The sequence below is a fragment of the Demequina activiva genome (genome assembly GCF_016862815.1).
In the GTDB taxonomy this organism is placed as follows: domain Bacteria; phylum Actinomycetota; class Actinomycetes; order Actinomycetales; family Demequinaceae; genus Demequina; species Demequina activiva.
The window spans coordinates 865,086-882,705 of sequence record NZ_BONR01000001.1 but is presented as its reverse complement, the minus strand read 5'-3'; the positions used below and the strand labels follow the sequence as shown (position 1 = coordinate 882,705).

13 protein-coding genes and 2 tRNA genes are annotated in these 17,620 nt (G+C 69.7%); 3 read left to right on the top strand and 12 right to left on the bottom strand.

The features are described from left to right. Positions 1-65: 65 nt before the first annotated feature. Positions 66-1,568: a glycerol kinase GlpK gene (gene glpK / locus Dac01nite_RS04285; RefSeq protein ID WP_203653769.1), complete on the top strand. Its 1,503-nt coding sequence runs from the start codon at positions 66-68 to the stop codon at positions 1,566-1,568. Positions 1,569-1,590: 22 nt separating this feature from the next. On the opposite strand, the gene Dac01nite_RS04280 is transcribed toward glpK, so the two are convergent. The 7 genes from Dac01nite_RS04280 to Dac01nite_RS04250 form a co-directional block, all read right to left on the bottom strand. Further along, the gene (locus Dac01nite_RS04280; RefSeq protein ID WP_203653602.1) at positions 1,591-2,448 is read right to left on the bottom strand and encodes a hypothetical protein; all 858 of its coding nucleotides are present in this window, start codon (positions 2,446-2,448) and stop codon (positions 1,591-1,593) included. Positions 2,449-2,547: 99 nt separating this feature from the next. Beyond that, positions 2,548-3,000, bottom strand: a complete 453-nt coding sequence (locus Dac01nite_RS04275; protein WP_203653600.1) for a gamma-glutamylcyclotransferase family protein — start codon at positions 2,998-3,000, stop codon at positions 2,548-2,550. 31 nt (positions 3,001-3,031) lie between these two features. Further along, positions 3,032-3,107 (bottom strand) — tRNA-Ala (locus tag Dac01nite_RS04270). Between the two features lie 143 nt (positions 3,108-3,250). Further along, a tRNA-Ile gene (locus Dac01nite_RS04265) sits at positions 3,251-3,324 on the bottom strand. Between the two features lie 98 nt (positions 3,325-3,422). Next, positions 3,423-4,289 (bottom strand): DUF3566 domain-containing protein, encoded by an 867-nt coding sequence (locus Dac01nite_RS04260; RefSeq protein ID WP_203653598.1) that lies wholly within the window; start codon positions 4,287-4,289, stop codon positions 3,423-3,425. Positions 4,290-4,745: 456 nt separating this feature from the next. Beyond that, complete coding sequence (locus Dac01nite_RS04255; protein WP_203653596.1) at positions 4,746-6,263, bottom strand: catalase; 1,518 nt, start codon at positions 6,261-6,263, stop codon at positions 4,746-4,748. A 29-nt stretch (positions 6,264-6,292) separates the two neighbouring features. Then, entirely contained in the window at positions 6,293-6,763 is a 471-nt protein-coding gene (locus tag Dac01nite_RS04250; RefSeq protein ID WP_203653594.1) for a Fur family transcriptional regulator, read from the bottom strand. Between the two features lie 145 nt (positions 6,764-6,908). Between Dac01nite_RS04250 and Dac01nite_RS04245 the strand changes: the two genes are divergently transcribed. Then, a complete protein-coding gene (locus Dac01nite_RS04245; RefSeq protein ID WP_203653592.1) occupies positions 6,909-9,416 on the top strand; it encodes an FAD-dependent oxidoreductase in 2,508 nt (835 codons plus the stop codon). A 7-nt stretch (positions 9,417-9,423) separates the two neighbouring features. Here Dac01nite_RS04245 and Dac01nite_RS04240 read toward each other — a convergent pair whose 3' ends face one another. Together Dac01nite_RS04240 and Dac01nite_RS04235 are read right to left on the bottom strand one after the other, a co-directional pair. Beyond that, positions 9,424-10,194: a glycerophosphodiester phosphodiesterase family protein gene (locus Dac01nite_RS04240; protein WP_203653591.1), complete on the bottom strand. Its 771-nt coding sequence runs from the start codon at positions 10,192-10,194 to the stop codon at positions 9,424-9,426. Then, the gene (locus tag Dac01nite_RS04235; protein WP_203653589.1) at positions 10,191-11,144 is read right to left on the bottom strand and encodes an alpha/beta hydrolase; all 954 of its coding nucleotides are present in this window, start codon (positions 11,142-11,144) and stop codon (positions 10,191-10,193) included. Before Dac01nite_RS04235 ends, Dac01nite_RS04240 begins: the two co-directional genes overlap by 4 nt. 64 nt (positions 11,145-11,208) lie before the next feature. Here Dac01nite_RS04235 and Dac01nite_RS04230 point away from each other — a divergent pair, with 64 nt between their 5' ends. Then, positions 11,209-12,591, top strand: coding sequence for an MFS transporter (locus tag Dac01nite_RS04230; protein WP_203653587.1), 1,383 nt, complete (start codon positions 11,209-11,211; stop codon positions 12,589-12,591). On the opposite strand, the gene Dac01nite_RS04225 is transcribed toward Dac01nite_RS04230, so the two are convergent. The 3 genes from Dac01nite_RS04225 to gyrB all read right to left on the bottom strand — a co-directional run bounded on the left by Dac01nite_RS04225 (position 12,588) and on the right by gyrB (position 17,554). Then, positions 12,588-12,863: a hypothetical protein gene (locus tag Dac01nite_RS04225; protein WP_203653585.1), complete on the bottom strand. Its 276-nt coding sequence runs from the start codon at positions 12,861-12,863 to the stop codon at positions 12,588-12,590. The genes Dac01nite_RS04230 and Dac01nite_RS04225 overlap by 4 nt on opposite strands. Positions 12,864-12,936: 73 nt before the next feature. After that, positions 12,937-15,573 carry a DNA gyrase subunit A gene (gene gyrA, locus Dac01nite_RS04220; RefSeq protein WP_373307227.1) on the bottom strand — a complete coding sequence of 879 codons (2,637 nt, stop codon included), beginning with the start codon at positions 15,571-15,573 and terminating at the stop codon, positions 12,937-12,939. Further along, positions 15,551-17,554 (bottom strand): DNA topoisomerase (ATP-hydrolyzing) subunit B, encoded by a 2,004-nt coding sequence (gene gyrB, locus Dac01nite_RS04215; RefSeq protein ID WP_203653581.1) that lies wholly within the window; start codon positions 17,552-17,554, stop codon positions 15,551-15,553. The genes gyrA and gyrB overlap by 23 nt, the downstream gene beginning before the upstream one ends. Positions 17,555-17,620: the final 66 nt, after the last annotated feature.

The following is a 17,620-nucleotide window of genomic DNA, read 5'->3' as shown; positions in this document are numbered from 1 at the left end:
TCGCGGTGGCGCCTCACCCGCCGGTGCCCGTAGGTTCGTGGGAGGGAGAGCGAGCGAAGGAGCCCATCGTGACGTGCATCGTGGCCATCGATCAGGGCACCACCAGCTCGCGCGCGCTCGTGTTCGACGAGTCGGCGACGGTCATCGCCACCGGCCAGGTGGAGCATCGTCAGCACTTTCCCCAGCCCGGCTGGGTCGAGCACGATCCGCTGGAGATCTGGGAGAACGTGCGGGAGTCGGTCGCGCTCGCCCTGGCTCGCGCGTCGCTGACCCGTCACGACATCGCGGCGGTGGGGATCACCAACCAGCGCGAGACCGTGGTGGCGTGGGATCCCTCGACCGGCACTCCCGTGCATCCGGCGATCGTGTGGCAGGACACGCGCACGCAGCCGCTGATCGACCGGCTCACGCAGGAGCACGGGCGCCATGCGTTCGTGCAGGAGACGGGGCTGCCGCTCGACGCGTACTTCTCCGCCTCCAAGATTCGCTGGCTGCTGGACCACGTGGACGAGGGCCAGGCGCGCGCGGAGCGCGGGGAGATCCTCGTGGGGACCATCGACAGCTGGCTGCTGTGGAACCTCACCGGCGGCCCGGACGGCGGCGTCCACGCGACGGACGTCACCAATGCGTCGCGCACGCTGCTCATGGACCTGCGCAACCGGCAGTGGAGCGACACCATGCTCGCGCTGTTCGACGTGCCGCTCGCGTGCCTGCCGGACATCCGCACCTCCTCGGATGCGTTCGGCCGGGTCAGCCAGACCAGCCTCCTGCGGGAGGTGCCCATCACGGGAATCCTGGGCGACCAGCAGGCTGCGACCTTCGGGCAGGCGGCGTTCGCGGCGGGAGAGTCGAAGAACACCTACGGGACGGGCAACTTCGTGCTCCTCAACACCGGGTCGCAGCCGGTGTTCTCCGACAACGGCCTCATCACGACGGTCGCCTACGAGCTCGAGTCCGGGGAGCTCGCCTACGCGCTCGAAGGGTCGATCGCGGTCACGGGCTCGCTGGTGCAGTGGCTGCGCGACTCGCTGGGGATCATCTCGACCGCCGCGGAGGTCGAGGAGCTCGCGAGCAGGGTGCCGGACAGCGGTGGCGTGGTGCTGGTGCCCGCGTTCTCGGGCCTGCTCGCTCCCCACTGGCGCTCCGATGCGCGCGGCGCGATCCTGGGGATCACGCGGTTCACGAACCACGCCCACATCGCTCGAGCGGCGCTCGAGGCCGTCGCGTGGCAGTCCCGCGACGTGCTGGACGCGATGGTCGCGGACACGGGCACGGTGCTGACGGAGCTCAAGGTCGACGGCGGCATGGTGGTCGACGATCTGCTGATGCAGATCCAGGCCGATGCGCTGGGAGTTCCGGTGGTGCGGCCCGAGGTCGCGGAGACCACGGCGCTGGGAGCGGCCTATGCGGCCGGGCTCGCCGTGGGCTTCTGGGAGTCGATGGACCAGCTGCGGAGCCTGTGGCGCGAGGGGGCGCGGTGGGAGCCTCGCGTCGACTCGGAGGCGCGCGAGCGCGCCTTCGCGCAGTGGCACAAGGGCGTGGACCGCTCGCTGGGCTGGGCGGACTGAGGGGGCCCGGTGACCGTCCCGGTCAGCAGGTGAAGCTGAAGTTCAGCGGCCCCGTGGGGGTGTCCGCGGATCCGGTGACGGTCCGGCCGTCCTTGACGAGATCCGCGAGGGTGGTCTCGATGGGCGCCAACGAGTCGCCCAGCACGAGGCCGTCGTCCGACGTCAGGAAGAAGTCGGTGCCGTCGTCGAGGGTGGTCGCGATGCGGAAGTAGTCGTCGCCCTCGAGGCCAGTGACGTCCTGCGTCTCGCACAGCCCCGTGCCGGCGCTCGGGTCGAAGTCGGAGGCGTCCAGGTCCGAGCGTGCGCCCGCCCACTCGACGTATCCCTCCTTCGCCACCTCCGGTGCATCGCCGCCGGCCTCACCGCCGTCGCCACCGTCCGCCGCATCGGCTGGGCAGGAGAAGGCGAACTCGACGGTGATGTCAGCGTTCTGGCCCGCCAGCGAGCCCATCACGATGGTGCCTGTCGCGCCGGTGTCCGTGATGGTGATGTCGAAGCTGTCCGGCTCGTTGGTGCGATAGCTCGCGGCGCCCTCGGCATCCGTGAACTCCGCCGCGACGATCTCCGGCGGATAGTGCGTGAACTCGAACGCCGGGAAGCCCGTCGCTCCCGCGGCCGTCATCATCCGCGGATCCGTGGAGTCGTAGGCGGACTCGAGGCTGCAGATGTCCAGCGTCACGTCCTGGGCGACCCCGTCGACCAGCAGTGTCACCGGCGCGCCCTCAGCCGGCTGCTCGGCCTGGGGCGCGGGCTGCGCGTCGGTGGCGGTCGGGGCAGGGGTGCTGGGGCTCGGACTGGCCGTGGGCCCAGCATCGTCCTCGCCACCCGAGCATGCGGCGAGCATCAGCGCGGACGCTGCCGCCCAGGCGATCGCTCTCATCGCGCCTCCTCTGCAGGCCTCGTGCGCCGCGGTCGCGGGCTTCCTCAGGCTACGTCGGATGCGACCGATGCGCGAAGTCGGGTGCGCGGGGGCAGGCTCTCAGGGCCGCGCGAACCAGTCCCCGGACTCGATCGCCGGCAGCCCGTCGATCAGCGCCCCGGCGCCGGCCACGTAGAGCCAGCCCCACCTGTCCGCGCCGTCCCGTGGGTCGACGAAGGTCAGCGGGACGCGCTCGTAGTTGTTCGCGGCCCCACCCAACGTGAAGCCCTCGAGAAGGTCGAGGTCGCGGCGCAGGGAGACCTGGGCCCGTGCGTCGGCCGGTGGCATCACGACCTCGGCCCGCACCGCCGCACCGTCGCGCGGAAGCACGTACGGATAGCCCGCGGGCGCGTCGACCATGGCGAAGCCGTCGAGGATGAGCGAGCCAGTCCATCGGCCGCCGTGGCGCGTCACCAGGTGGGCGTTCGAACCGCCCTCGCGCAGGGTGCCGTAGACGAGGTACGGGAGATCGAGGCCGCCGTCCAGCGGCGGAGGGGTCAGGGGTGCCGTCACAAGGAGATTGTGCACGCACTGCGCCTGAGGATGGTGGAGCCTGGGGGAATCGAACCCCCGACCTCCTGCTTGCAAAGCAGGCGCTCTACCAATTGAGCTAAGGCCCCGCGTCCCGATCAGTGATCAGAACTCGTGGTGGACATCATCCCAGATGTCGCGTCTCGCGTCACGGGCCAGGGCCCCATACGCGAGAGCAGCCGCCGCGATCACTGCGGCGAGGACGACGATCTTCTTCATACGACCACCTCGGTGGGCCCAGGAGGACTTGAACCTCCGACCTCTTCGTTATCAGCGAAGCGCTCTAACCGCCTGAGCTATGGGCCCGTTGCGGCGAAGGCCGCGGCGACCAACAATACAGCACCGCCACGCGCGCGACAAAACCGGTGGCGGCCGATGCCGGACAGACCTGGCGCGGGCGCTCGTCAGTCGTCGGTGAGGGTGACGTACACGCCACCCACGACCTTGGAGACCGTGTTGTAGAGCAGCGCGCCCAGCGTGGACAACCCGGTGAGCAGCACCACGTTCACCACGGCGACGAGGGTGGACGCCGCCATCCACTTGTTGAGGTCGAACACCGGCATGATGTTGACCTCCTGCTCCGCGGTGAACAGCTGCTGCACCCAGTCGTTCGCCAGCCCGAAGAACTCGATCGAGTTCAGCACGGACCAGATCACGTAGACGGCGACCACGAGCATGATGCCCAGGGCGATCGACAGCAGGAAGCCCATCTTGAGCGCGGACCATGGGTCGATGCGGGAGACGAGGACGCGGGCCTTGCGCGGGCCGCCCCTGCGCTCGGAGGCCCGGATGTCGTCGCCTGCCGTGAGATCGTCCTTGGCCTTGATGGCGAAGCCCTTGATCTTGTCGAAGCCCGTGCCGAGCGTGGCGCCCACGCTCGCGCCGGCGGCCGTGCCGCCCACGAAGGACTGCTGGTCGCCCGTGGTGGGCTGGGAGGCGCGCGTGGGCTGCGGGGCAGACGTCGGCTGCGGCGAGCTGGTGGGCTGCGGCGCGGAGGACGGCTGGGGCGCCGACGTGGGCTGCGGTGCGGTCACCGGAGCGAACGGGGACGGCGCGTTCGTCGTGGGGGCCTGCGCGCTCGACGCCGCGGGCTGCTGGCCGGACACGGGCGCGTACGACGGCGCGGCGGCGCGCTGCTGGCCGGAGGGAACCTCTCCCGTGATGGGGCGCAGCGAGGTGCGCTGCGGCTGCGACGTGGGCGCCGCGGCGCCATCCGGGCGCGGCGTGAAGGTCGAGCTGGTGCTCGACGTGGCGCGGTCGTCCGCATTCATGACGTCTCCTCCTGGCCCGCGCGAGGGCACGAGCATGGTGTCAAGGGTACTTGAGGCCGGTGAGAGCGCGATCGCCGGGCATCGTCACCGGCCCCGACCGCTGTTCGGCCCACCGTACCCGAACGTCTGAGCACGCGCGAGAGGTTCCCCACGCCTCGGTGGTCCGTCCCCGTCTGTGACGGCTCGGACCCGTCGCGGGGGCTGGTGGCCGCAGACGTGCATCGGCCGGACCGTCCTAGGGGGGTGGGACGGCCCGGCCGATGGTCCATGACCGGGGTGCGGCGCGCTGCGCCGTCCGGTGACTCTCGTCTCGCGGCGCCGCTGGGAGCGGTCACCGGATCCTGTCGCCCATTGTGCCAGGGCTCTGCGGAGCGCACCACCTGAGGACACGCCGCAGGGGCCCGATGCGCGGCCGCTTTCTGTGCAGAGGGCGGCCGCGCATCGGCCCGGTGGAGGTCAGACCTGGGCGGGCTCCCAGCCGGTGCCGGGCTCTCCGGCCTCCTCGGGAGCACCGGCCGCCTCGAGGTTGGACCGCAGCTTGGCGCCCAGGTCCGCGTCGACGTTGGTCCAGTACTGGATGGCGCGCTCGCGGATGTCATCCGACTTCACCGCACCCACATGGCCGGTGATCTGCTCCAGGATGTGCGCCTTCTGCTGGTCGTCGAACACCTCGCGGTACATGGTGCCGGCCTGACCGAAGTCGTCGTCCTCGGCGTGCAGGGTCGCGGCGGCGCGCACCATCTCGCCGTCCGACTCCCAGTTGCCCGCGTCGCCCGCACGCTCCGCGTCCGCGTGCGCACCTCCGGTGCTGTTGGGCGCGTACACCGGGGTCGAGGCGGAGGAGAAGGAGTAGCGCATCGCGCCGTCCTTCGAGTAGGAGTGCCCGTGCGGGTCCGCGTTCTTGGCGGCGTTCACCGGCAGGTCAGCGTGGTTGGTGCCCACGCGGTAGCGGTGAGCATCCGCGTAGGAGAAGATGCGCGCCATCAGCATCTTGTCCGGGCTCGCGCCGATGCCGGGCACGAAGTTGGACGGCGCGAACGTCGCCTGCTCGATCTGCGCGAAGTAGTTCTCCGGGTTCTTGTTCAGCTCCATGACGCCCACGTCGATGAGCGGGTAGTCGCCGTGAGGCCACACTTTGGTGAGGTCGAACGGGTTGAAGCGGTAGTCCTTGGCGTCCTCGTAGGGCATGATCTGCACCTTGAGGTCCCAGCGCGGGAAGTCGCCGGCCTCGATGTGCTCGTAGAGGTCGCGGATGTGGTGGTCGCCGTCCGAGCCTGCGAGCTGGGCCGCCTCGTCGATCGAGAGTCCGTGCACGCCCTGCTGGCTCTTGAAGTGGTACTTGACCCAGAACCGCTCGCCCTCGGCGTTGATCCACTGGTAGGTGTGCGAGCCGTAGCCCTGCATCTCGCGCCACGAGCGGGGAAGGCCGCGCTCGCCCATGAGCCAGGTGACCTGGTGGGCGGACTCGGGCTGGAGGGTCCAGAAGTCCCACTGCATGTCGTTGTCACGCAGGTGCGAGCCAGGAAGGCGCTTCTGCGAGCGGATGAAGTCGGGGAACTTGATCCCGTCGCGGATGAAGAACACCGGGGTGTTGTTGCCCACGAGGTCGTAGTTGCCCTCGGAGGTGTAGAACTTGAGCGCGAAGCCGCGGGGGTCGCGCCACGTGTCGGGCGAGCCCGACTCGCCGGCCACCGAGCTGAAGCGCGCGAGCATCTCCGTCTCGACGCCGGGCTGGAACAGCGCGGCGCGGGTGTAGTTCGCGATCTCCGGGTTGGTGACGGTGAAGGTGCCGAACGCGCCGCCGCCCTTGGCGTGGACCACGCGCTCCGGCACGCGCTCACGGTTGAACTGCGCGAGCTTCTCGACCAGGTAGTGGTCGGTCAGCGTGGTGACGCCGTCGTTGCCGACGGTCTGCGAGTGCTGGTCGGAGGCGACGGGCGCCCCGGCGTTGGTGGTGGTGAACTTCTCAGACACGTTTCTCTCCTTGATTGGCAGTGGGCGAGTCAGCGGGGGGAGCCGGCGTCGACCCGCGCAGCCATGGCGGCTGAGCAGTCGGCGCAGGTGCCCCAGAAGGTGACTTCGGCCTCGGCGAGGTCGAAGCCGCTAGTCTGGCTGGGCGTCAGGCAGGGCGCGTGCCCCGTGACGCAGTCGACGTCGGCGACGGCACCGCATCGCTGGCACACGATGTGGTGGTGGTTGTCGCCCACGCGAAGCTCGTAGAGTCCGGGCTGGCCGGCAGGCTCGATGCGGCGTGCGAGACCGGCCGCGACGAGGTCCGTGAGGACGTTGTGGATGCTCTGGCGCGAGGTGGCGGGGAGCGCGTCTCCCACGGCGTCCAGGATCGTGTCGACGCCCGAGTGCGGCAGCACATGCAGCGCGGCGATCGCCGCCACGCGCGTGTCCGTGACGCGCAGGCCCGCGTCGCGCAGCATCGCGACGGCGTCTGGAGCTGGGACAGCGGTGGACGTGGTCATCGGTGTGAGCATACGGGCTTGTTTTGACTCTGTCAAAAGGTAGCGATCGTGCGCGTCGGCGCGGGCCTCGGGACCAAGGACCCGCGTGCACGGCACGGCGGCGTCCTAGCGTGAAGACGACACCTGATACCCCCGGAGGTATGTGATGAAGATCGTCGTCGTCGGCGGAGTGGCCGCCGGAGCGTCCGTCGCCGCACGCGCCCGCCGTCTCGACGAGACGGCGCAGATCATCGTGCTCGAGCGCGGTCATCACGTGTCGTTCGCCAATTGCGGCCTGCCGTACCACGTGGGCGAGGTGATCACCGAGCGGTCGCGCCTGATCCTGCAGACGCCGGAGAGCCTCAGGGAGGCCCTCGATCTCGATGTGCGCCTGGGAACCGAGGTGATAGCGATCGACCGCTCCTCGCGCACGGTCGCGCTGCGCGACACGGACACCGGCGAGGAGACCACCGAGAGCTACGACGCGCTGGCCCTGTGCATGGGCGCCGAGGCAGTGCGTCCACCGCTGCCCGGCATCGACCACCCCACCGTCCACGTGCTGCGGCGCATCGGCGACATGGACCGGATCAAGGCGCGACTCGATGCCGCTCTCGCAGCACAGCGGGCCGGTCGCCGCGGCGTGGTCCGGGCAGTGGTGGTCGGCGCCGGGTACATCGGCCTCGAGATGGCGGAGAACCTGCACCACCGCGGCGTCAAGGTCGACGTCGTCGAGCTGTCGGACCAGATACTGCCGCCCGTCGACCACGAGATCGCCGCACCGGTCGAGCAGCACCTGACCGCTCGTGGCATCGGCCTGCACCTGTCCACCGCCGCCGCGGCGTTCCGGCCACTCAGCGGTGAGGGCGGCGACGGAGAGCAGGACGAGCGTGTCGCCGTCGAGCTCGACTCGGGCACGACCATCGATGCCGACCTCGTGATCCTCGCCGCCGGCGTCAAGCCGGCCGTGGCGCTGGCAGCGGAGGCCGGCCTTGAGCTGGGGCCTCGGGGCGGGATCGCCGTGGACACCCACATGCGCACCTCCGACCCCCACGTGTGGGCGGCGGGCGACGCCGTCGAGACGCCGCACCCGGTGCTGCCGGGCACGCATCTGAACCCGCTCGCGGGTCCCGCGAACCGCCAGGCGCGCGTCGCGGCCGAGAACATCTGCGGACGCGACACCGAGTACCGCTCGACGCAGGGCACCAGCATCGTCAAGGTGTTCGACATGGTCGCGGGCGGGACCGGCGCCACCGCCCGTCAGCTCGACGCGGCAGGCGTCGCCTACCGCGTGGTGCACCTCCATCCGTCCGGCCACGCCGGCTACTACCCCGGCACCGCGATGATGCACATCAAGCTGCTCTTCGCGCCCACGGACGGGCGGGTGCTGGGCGCGCAGGCGTGCGGATTCGACGGGGTCGACAAGCGGCTGGACCTGTTCGCCATGGCGATCCGCGCAGGCCTCACGGTGTACGACCTCGAGGAGCAGGAGCTCGCCTACGCACCGCCCTTCGGCTCGGCCAAGGACCCCGTCAACATGGCAGGCTTCGTCGCCGCGAACGTGCTGCGCGGCGACCTGAGCCTCTGGTACGCCCAGGACTACCCGGCGGGCACGGCCGGCACGCGCCTGGTCGACGTCCGCACCCCGGAGGAGTACGACCTGTGGCACATCCCCGGAGCGCAGAGCGTGCCGCTCGCCACGCTCCGCGATGCGATCGCCGACTGGGATCGCACCACTCCCGTGCGTCTGTACTGTGCCGTGGGCTTCCGCTCGTACCTCGCGCACCGCATCCTCGTCCAGACCGGCTTCGAGGACGTCGCGACCCTGTCCGGCGGCTCGACCACCTTCAAGCACGTGCACCATGGTGGCGAGAGCTCGGAGGCACAGCCACCCATGGAGAGCTACGCCGAGCACGTCTCGGTGGCCTCCGCGGTCGCGGCGGCCACCGGCGCGCTCACCGACCTCGACTGCACCGGTCTCGCCTGCCCGGGCCCCATCATGCGCCTCGCCGCCGCCATGAGGACGGCCGATGCGGGGGACGAGATCCGCGTGACCGTCTCGGATCCAGGGTTCGCCCTCGACGGGCCGGCGTGGGCATCGAAGAACGGGCACACCCTGGTGTCGATGGAGCCACAGGGTCCCGGCTACGTCGCGACCTTCCGCAAGGGCGGCACCGCGCCGGTGACCAGCTCATCGGCCCCCGGACCGGCGAAGACCTCGATGGTGGTGTTCTCCGGCGACCTCGACAAGGTCCTGGCGGCGTTCATCATCGCCAACGGCGCGCTCGCGATGGGGCAGGACGTGTCGATGTTCTTCACGTTCTGGGGTCTCAACGCCCTGCGTCGCGAGGATCCCCCACCACGCGAGCGCACGGCCATGGAGAGGATGTTCGGCGCGATGATGCCGCGGGGCGCGGACAAGCTGACGCTGTCACAGATGCACATGGCAGGCGCGGGCACAGCGATGATCCGCAGGGTGATGCGCCAGCACGATGTCCAGCCGCTGCCAGAGCTCGTCGCCGCAGCGCAGGCCGGTGGCGCCAGGCTCATCGGCTGCACCATGACCATGGACCTGCTGGGGATCGCGCAGTCCGACCTCATCGAGGGCGTCGAGCTGGGCGGTGTGGCGACGTTCCTGGGCGAGGCTCAGGAGTCCGGGAGCACCCTGTTCATCTGAGGGGCGGCTAGGCCCACTGTCCGCGAGCGACCAGCACGTCTTTGAGGATGTCCGCGCGATCCGAGACCAGGCCGTCGACGCCGAGGTCGAGCAGGTGCTCCATGTGATCGCGCCTGTTCACCGTCCAGATGTGCACCTCGCGCCCCGCGGCGTGCGCGGCGTCGATGTGCTTGCGGCCGATGAACGGCACCGGCCCGTTGCGCCACGGGATCTGCAGCGCGTCCACGTCTCCCAGGGTGGCCTGCGCGTCCGCCCCGGTCCACACGCCGATCCACCACGCGATCGCCTCGCGCTGGGCGGCGGGAGTCGCGACCGGCTTGGACAGCAGCTTCAGTGTCGCCCGGCGGCGATCCGCCGAGAACGAGCCGACGCACACGCGATCGTGCGCCTGGGTCCTCTCGATCGCGGCCGCGATGGGGCCGATGCCGGACTCGCCCTTGACGTCGATGTTCACCTTGACGTCGGGCCAGGTTCCGAGGATGTCCTCAAGGCGCGGCACGGGCTCGACGCCGCCGATGCGCGCAGCCTTGACGCGCGACCACGGGTGGTCGGCGACCTCTCCGGTCGCATCCGTGGTGCGGTCGAGCGTCGAGTCGTGCAACGCGACCGCCACCTCGTCGCTGGTTCCATGCGCATCGGTCTCGAGATAGCGGTATCCCAAGTCCACCGCCGCCTGGAAGGCCCTCATGGAGTTCTCGAGCCCCTCGAGCGAGAAGCCACGATGCGCGAGGGCGACCGGGCGGCCGCCATTGTCGAAGTACGGGTGACGAGCGCTCATTCCAGCACTGTATCCACGAACGCCTCCACGGCGTCGAGGAAGGCCTGACGGGGCCCGGGCGCGGACAGCGTGAGGTCATGGATGGCGCCGTCGATCACGACCTCGTGCACATCAGGCCCCAGGCCCTGCGCCCACGCCGCGATGAGAGAGACGTCGATCACCACGTCCTGGCTCTGATGACGCGGGTTGCTGTCACGATCCGGGCCCGAGGAGTCCGAGCGGCCCACCAGGACAGGGACCTGGATGTCCAGGCCTTGCGACACCCGGCGCTGCGCCGCGCGCGTGGCTGCGAGCCAGCCAGCGGTCGCGGGTTCGCCGCCGGGCTTCTTCCACGCCGGGTCGAACTCCCATCGGCCCTTGTCGATCAGGGCGACCGTGTACGGCGAGGGCACGCGCGCGATCACCGTCGCGGGCCGCACCCGGCTGATCGCGGGCGTGGCCGTCATCGCGTATCGCTCCCACGGTCGCAGCAGCAGCCCGAAGAAGGGGCTGTTGAGGATCACGGCCGCGAGGTCGGGGTCGGGGGTGTCGGATGCCCAGATGGCTGCCGCGAGGCCGCCGGTCGAGTGGGCATGGACCACGAGCGGGAGGCTGTCATCACCGGTGACCGCGCGCGCGTCCACCACCGCAGCCGCGGCCGCAGCGGAGATGTCCGCGCCCAGCTCCGCGATGTCGGTGATGTGATGAGGCTTCTCGCCGGGCTGGAGCGAGCGCCCCGCGCGCCGCATGTCCACCGCATAGAACGCCAGACCCATCTCAGTGAGCGCCTCGGCCACATGCGTGGTGAAGAAGTAGTCGTTGTAGCCATGCACGTGCAGCACCACCGCGCGGGGCTGCTCGGGACGGCCGATGCGCCGGATCAGCGTCGCGGGGGCCAGCGGCGCCTGCTCGTACCCGTCGAGCACATCCTGCTGCCAGTCGAGAGTGGTGGGCGCGCTGACGGGATCCATCTGCTGATGCTATCGCCGCGCGCCCGCCACCCGCCGTTCACCGAGGTAGGGCACGCTGTGACCTATGAGCGACCACGACGACGTGCTGCCCTCCATCGCTGACGCCCGCGTGCCCGCCGAGGGCGGGACCATCCCGCGCCGGCGGGTGTGGGCATGGGCGCTGTGGGACTGGGCGACGCAGCCGTTCAACACCGTGATCATCACCTTCGTGTTCGTCGCGCTGTACCTGACCAAGGACGGCTTCATCGATCCGGAGATCGCGGCACTGGGCGAGGACTCGCCTCAGGTCGAGACGGCGCTCAGCGATCTCGCGGCGGACTTCGGCCTGGGCATGACGATCGCGGGGATCCTGGTGGCTCTCCTGGCTCCCGTGCTGGGGCAGAGGGCGGATGCGACAGGGCGACGCAAGGCCTGGCTGGGGGCCATGACTGCGCTGGTGGTCGCGTGCACCCTGGGCCTGTTCTTCGTCCAGCCCTCTCCCGACTACTTCTGGCTGGGAGCGGGGCTGATCGCGCTCGGCGGCGTGTTCGGCGAGATCGCCGGCGTCAACTACAACGCGATGATCGTGCAGGTCACGACGCCGAGGTCGATGGGCCGGGTATCCGGTCTGGGCTGGGGCCTCGGATACCTGGGCGGGATCGTCGCGCTGGTGATCGTGGTGGTGCTCACCGAGCTCGACTGGTTCGGCATGGACACCTCCAACGGCATGGCCTTCCGCGTCATCGCCGTGGGCTGCGCCGTGTGGACGCTGCTGTTCGCCTGGCCGGTCTTCGCCTTCGTGCCGGAGTCGACGGCCGCGGCTGGTCGGCCGCGGGTGGGGATCTTCCAGGGCTATGCCGTGCTGTGGCGTGACCTCGGCGACCTGTGGCGCACCGCGCGCTCGACGCTCTGGTTCCTGCTTGCGTCCGCCGTGTACCGCGACGGGCTGGCGGGGGTGTTCACCTTCGGAGCGATCCTCGCGACCCAGGCGTTCGACTTCGGCGACAGCTCGGTGATCGTCTTCGGCATCGCCGCCTCCGCGATCGCCGGCGTCGCGACCATCATCGCCGGCCGGTTCGACGACCGGCTAGGGCCCCGCCGGGTCATCCTGTTCTCGTTGGGGGGCGTGGTGGCCGCGGGCCTCGCGGTGCTGGTCTTCAATGCCGCTGGCGCCATCGTGTTCTGGGTCGCAGGGCTGATCCTCACGGCGTTCGTGGGGCCGGCGCAGTCGGCGTCGCGCTCGCTGCTGGCTCGCGTCGCGCCCGCCGGGCGCGAGGCCGAGGTGTTCGGGCTCTACGCGACCACGGGGCGTGCGGCCTCGTTCCTCGCGCCGCTCGCGTGGTGGGCGAGCATCGAGCTGCTGGGCGCGACCATCTGGGGCACGCTCGGCATCATCGCCGTGGTGGGCGCCGGCATGGTGCTGCTGCTGTTCGTGAAGACGCCGGCGGATCGCGGATCGCGAGTCTAGGCGGGAGCGTTGAGCGCTGGGCCACCCGCGGGTGAGGCCTCGTACCGCGCCTCCTCCTCGAGCTGGTCGTGATCGCTCGGTCCCAGGAACAGGTACGCCACCCATGCCATCGGCACCAGCACCACGATGCCGAGCGCCACGAGGATCGCGACCACCGTCCGGCGCGCGCGTCGGGGCCGGTCATAGCGGGAGACCCACCAGACCGCGCTCGCCAGGAACGCCACGAACCCCAGGGCTGCCACCGCCCAGGTCACGGCCGCACTGATCTCCACTCGAGCCCCGTCTCCGCGTCTCGGCACAGCTGCCGACATGCCGATGGTAGAGCGAGAACCCGGCGTCGAGGCCCTACTCGCCCGGGCTGTCCTCCGGTGCGCCGTCGGCCTCGCCGTCCTCGAGCGGCTCGTCGACGTCGAGCTTGCGCTCCACGTTGCGAGCGATACCGATGATGGTGTCACCCTTGGCCGGCTTGGCGAACGTGACGCCCATGGTGTCCTTGCCCTTGGCAGGGACCTCCGAGACGGTGGATCGGACCACCTTGCCGGAGCCCATGATGACGAGCACCTCGTCGTTCTCGTCCACGAGCATCGCACCCACCAGGTCGCCGCGCTCCTCGGTGAGCTTGGCGACCTTCACGCCGAGCCCGCCGCGGTGCTTGGGGGTCCAGGCGGACACGGCCGTGCGCTTCGCGAACCCGTTCTCGGTGACCACGAAGGAGAACGGACCGCCCGCATCGGCCGCCACGTCCGCGGCGTCCTCGTCGGAGGCGTCGGAGACGCCGAGCTCCTCGGCGTCCGGGACGGACGCATCGATCACGTCGAGCGCGAGCAGCTCGTCGTCGCCGCGGAAGCTCATGCCCTTCACGCCGGACGTCGCACGGCCCATGGGGCGCAGCTCCTCATCCGTGGCGTGGAAGCGCACGGACTGTCCCTTGCGGGAGACCAGCATGAGGTCGTCCTCCGGGCTCACGAGTCGCGCCGCGACGAGCTCGTCGGGACGCAGCTCGCCATCCTCGCCCTCGACGTCTCGCAGGTTCACGGCGATGAGGCCGCCAGTGCGGTTCGAGTCGTACGCGGTGAGGTCAGTCTTCTTGACCAGGCCGCGCTTGGTGGCGAGCACCAGGTACGGCTTGTCCTCGTAGGACTTGAGGTCGAGCACCTGGGCGATCTCCTCGCCCGGCTGGAAGGCCAGCATGTTCGCGACGTGCTGGCCCTTCGAGTCGCGGCCGCCCTCGGGCAGCTCGTAGCCCTTCGCGCGGTAGACGCGGCCCAGGTTGGTGAAGAACAGCAGCCAATGGTGCGTGGTCGTCACGAAGAAGTGGTCGACCATGTCGTCCGTGCGCAGCGTCGCTCCACGGACGCCCTTGCCGCCGCGCTTCTGGGCGCGGTACTGGTCCGAGCGCGTGCGCTTGGCGTAGCCGGAGCGGGTGATCGTGACGACCACCTCCTCCTCGGCGATGAGGTCCTCCATCGACACCTCGCCGTCGAAGGGCGAGATCTCGGTGCGACGCTCGTCGCCGTACTTGCGGACGATCTCGCCCAGCTCGTCGGAGATGATGGTTCGCTGGCGGGCGTCGTCCGCGAGGATGTCCTTGAGATCGGTGATCTCCTCCATCAGGGCGGCGTAGTCGTCCTGGATGCGCTGGCGCTCGAGGGCGGCGAGACGGCGCAGCTGCAGGTTGAGGATCGCGGTCGCCTGGACCTCGTCCACATCGAGCAGCTCCATCAGGCCGGTGCGCGCCTCCTCGGCGGACGGCGAGCGGCGGATCAGCGCGATGACCTCGTCGATCGCGTCGAGCGCCTTGAGATAGCCCTGCAGGATGTGGGCCTCGCGCTCGGCCTCGCGCAGGCGGTACGCGGTGCGGCGCTGGATGACCTCGAGCTGGTGCGCCACCCAGTAGCGGATGAACCCGTCGAGCGCGAGGGTGCGGGGAACGCCGTCCACGATCGCCAGCATGTTGCAGCCGAACGTGTCCTGCAGCTGCGTGTGCTTGTAGAGGTTGTTGAGCACCACCTTCGCGACCGCGTCGCGCTTGAGCACGATCTCGAGTCGCTGCCCGGTGCGGCCAGAGGTCTGGTCGCGGATGTCCGCGATGCCGCCGACCTTGCCCTCCTTGACGAGGTCCGCGATCTTGATCGCGAGGTTGTCCGGGTTGACCTGGTACGGAAGCTCGGTGATCACCAGGCACATGCGGCCCTGGATCTCCTCGATGTTCACCACCGCGCGCATCGTGATCGAGCCGCGACCGGTGCGGTACGCCTCCTCGATGCCACGGCGGCCCAGGATGGTCGCACCCGTGGGGAAGTCCGGACCGGGGATGCGCTCGATGAGCGCCTCGAGCAGCTCCTCGCGCGAGGCGTCCGGGTGATCGAGGTGCCACTGCACGCCGTTGGCCACCTCGCGCAGGTTGTGCGGCGGGATGTTGGTGGCCATGCCCACCGCGATGCCGGCGGAGCCGTTGACCAGCAGGTTGGGGAAGCGGGCCGGCAGGATCTGCGGCTCCTGCTCGCGGCCGTCGTAGTTGTCCTGCCAGTCGACGGTGTCCTTGTCGATGTCGCGCACCATCTCCATGGCGAGCGGAGCGAGCTTGCACTCGGTGTACCGCGAGGCGGCGGCACCGTCGTTGCCGGCGGAGCCGAAGTTGCCCTGGCCCCAGATGAGCGGGTAGCGCAGGGACCACGGCTGGACCAGACGGACCATCGTGTCGTAGATCGCGCTGTCACCGTGCGGGTGGTACTTGCCCATGACGTCGCCCACCACGCGCGAGCACTTCGAGAAGGCGCGGTCGGGGCGGTAGCCGCCGTCGTACATCGCGTAGAGCACGCGCCGATGCACGGGCTTGAGGCCGTCGCGGACCTCGGGCAGCGCACGGCCCACGATGACCGACATCGCGTAGTCCAGGTAGGACCGCTGCATCTCGGTATTGAGATCGACGTCCTCGATCTTGCCGTGGTTGAACACCTCAGATGTCAAGGAAACGCACATCCTTCGCATTGCGCTGAATGAAGTTGCGGCGGGACTCGACGTCCTCGCCCATCAGAACCGTGAAGACCTCGTCCGCCTGCGCGGCGTCATCCATCGACACCTTCAGGAGGGTGCGGGTCTCGGGGTCCATCGTGGTGACGCGCAGCTCCTCGTGGTCCATCTCGCCCAGGCCCTTGTACCGCTGGATCCCGTTCTCCTTGGGGATCTTCTTGCCCTCCGCGATGCCCGCCTTGAGCAGAGCGTCGCGCTCCTTGTCGGAGTAGACGTACTCGTGCTCCGCGTTGGTCCACTTGAGCTTGAACAGCGGTGGCTGCGCCAGGTACACGTACCCGGCCTCGATGAGGGGGCGCATGAAGCGGAACAGCAGCGTCAGCAGGAGGGTGCGGATGTGCTGGCCGTCGACGTCGGCATCGGCCATCAGCACCACCTTGTGATACCTGGCCTTCTCGATGTCGAAGTCCTCGCCGATCCCCGCGCCGAACGCGGTGATGAGCGACTGCACCTCGAGGTTGGCGAGCGCCCGGTCCAGGCGCGCGCGCTCGACGTTGAGGATCTTCCCGCGGATGGGCAGGATCGCCTGGAAGTAGGGCTCGCGACCGGCCTTGGCCGAGCCTCCCGCGGAGTCGCCCTCGACGATGAAGATCTCGCACTCGTGCGGGTTGCGGCTCTGGCAGTCGGACAGCTTGCCCGGCATGCCGCCGGACTCGAGCAGCCCCTTGCGGCGCGTGGCCTCGCGGGCCTTGCGCGCGGCCATGCGCGCCTGCGACGCCTGGATGGCCTTGCGGATGATGTCCTTGGCCTCGTTCGGGTGCGCGTCGAAGAAGTCGGTGAGCTGCTCGCCCACGATCTTCTGCACGAACGTCTTCGCCTCGGTGTTGCCCAGCTTGGTCTTGGTCTGGCCCTCGAACTGCGGCTCGCCCAGCTTCACGGAGATCACGGCGGTGAGGCCCTCGCGGACGTCGTCGCCGGTGAGGTTCTCGTCCTTGTCCTTGAGGATCCCCTTGTCTCGGGCGTAGCGGTTCACCAGCGAGGTGAGCGCCGCGCGGAAGCCCTCCTCGTGAGTGCCGCCCTCGGTGGTCGAGATGGTGTTCGCGTAGGTGAACACGGACTCCGAGTAGGCGTTGGTCCACTGCATGGCCATCTCGAGGGAGATCTTCTTCTCGGTGTCCTCGGCCTCGAGGGAGATGACCTCGGCGTGCACGCGCTCGGACTTCTTGGTGTCGTTGAGGTGGTTGACGTAGTCGACCAGGCCGCCGTCGTACTTGTAGGTGACCACTCGCGAGGTGGGCTGATCCTCGGCGTCGGGATCCGCATCGGCCGCGATGTGATCGGGGCGCTCGTCGATGAGCGTGATCGAGAGGCCCTTGTTGAGGAAGGCCATCTGCTGGAAGCGGGCTCGCAGCGTCTCGAAGTCGAACTCGGTGGTCTCGAAGATCGTGTCGTCAGGCCAGAAGGTCTGCTGGGTTCCGGTCTCGTCGGTGGCCTCGCCCTTGACGAGCGTGCCCTGCGGCTTGCCGCCGTCCCCGAAGGTCTGGCGCCACACGTGCCCCTGGCGCTTGACCACGGTCTCGACCTTGGAGGACAGCGCGTTGACCACGGAGATGCCCACGCCGTGCAGACCACCGGAGACCGCGTAGCCGCCGCCGCCGAACTTGCCGCCCGCGTGCAGGATGGTCATGACCACCTCGACGGTGGGCTTGCCCTCCGTGGGGTGCATGTCCACGGGGATGCCGCGGCCGTTGTCCGTGGTGCGCACACCGCCGTCCTCGAGAAGCGTCACCGTGATGGTGTCGCAGTGGCCGGCGAGGGCCTCATCCACCGAGTTGTCGACCACCTCGTAGACCAGGTGGTGCAGTCCCCGCTCACCGGTGGAGCCGATGTACATGCCCGGGCGCTTGCGGACGGCCTCGAGGCCCTCCAGGACGGTGATGTTCTCGGCGCCGTAGGCAGGCTGGCTCGCCTGTGCGTCGGTGTCGGCCACAGATTTTGCCTTTCACGGGACTCTCGCGGCCTCGGACGGGACGCGGTGTACTGCACGTCATTCTAG

Bases quoted from the DNA above. Each gene is read 5' to 3' on its own strand.
- Dac01nite_RS04245 (WP_203653592.1), top strand. From the start codon at position 6,909: ATGAAGATCGTCGTCGTCGGCGGAGTGGCCGCCGGAGCGTCCGTCGCC.
- Dac01nite_RS04235 (WP_203653589.1), bottom strand. From the start codon at position 11,144: ATGGATCCCGTCAGCGCGCCCACCACTCTCGACTGGCAGCAGGATGTG.
- Dac01nite_RS04250 (WP_203653594.1), bottom strand. From the start codon at position 6,763: ATGACCACGTCCACCGCTGTCCCAGCTCCAGACGCCGTCGCGATGCTG.
- Dac01nite_RS04240 (WP_203653591.1), bottom strand. From the start codon at position 10,194: ATGAGCGCTCGTCACCCGTACTTCGACAATGGCGGCCGCCCGGTCGCC.
- Dac01nite_RS04260 (WP_203653598.1), bottom strand. From the start codon at position 4,289: ATGAATGCGGACGACCGCGCCACGTCGAGCACCAGCTCGACCTTCACG.
- Dac01nite_RS04230 (WP_203653587.1), top strand. From the start codon at position 11,209: ATGAGCGACCACGACGACGTGCTGCCCTCCATCGCTGACGCCCGCGTG.
- gyrA (WP_373307227.1), bottom strand. From the start codon at position 15,573: ATGTGCGTTTCCTTGACATCTGAGGTGTTCAACCACGGCAAGATCGAG.
- Dac01nite_RS04280 (WP_203653602.1), bottom strand. From the start codon at position 2,448: ATGAGAGCGATCGCCTGGGCGGCAGCGTCCGCGCTGATGCTCGCCGCA.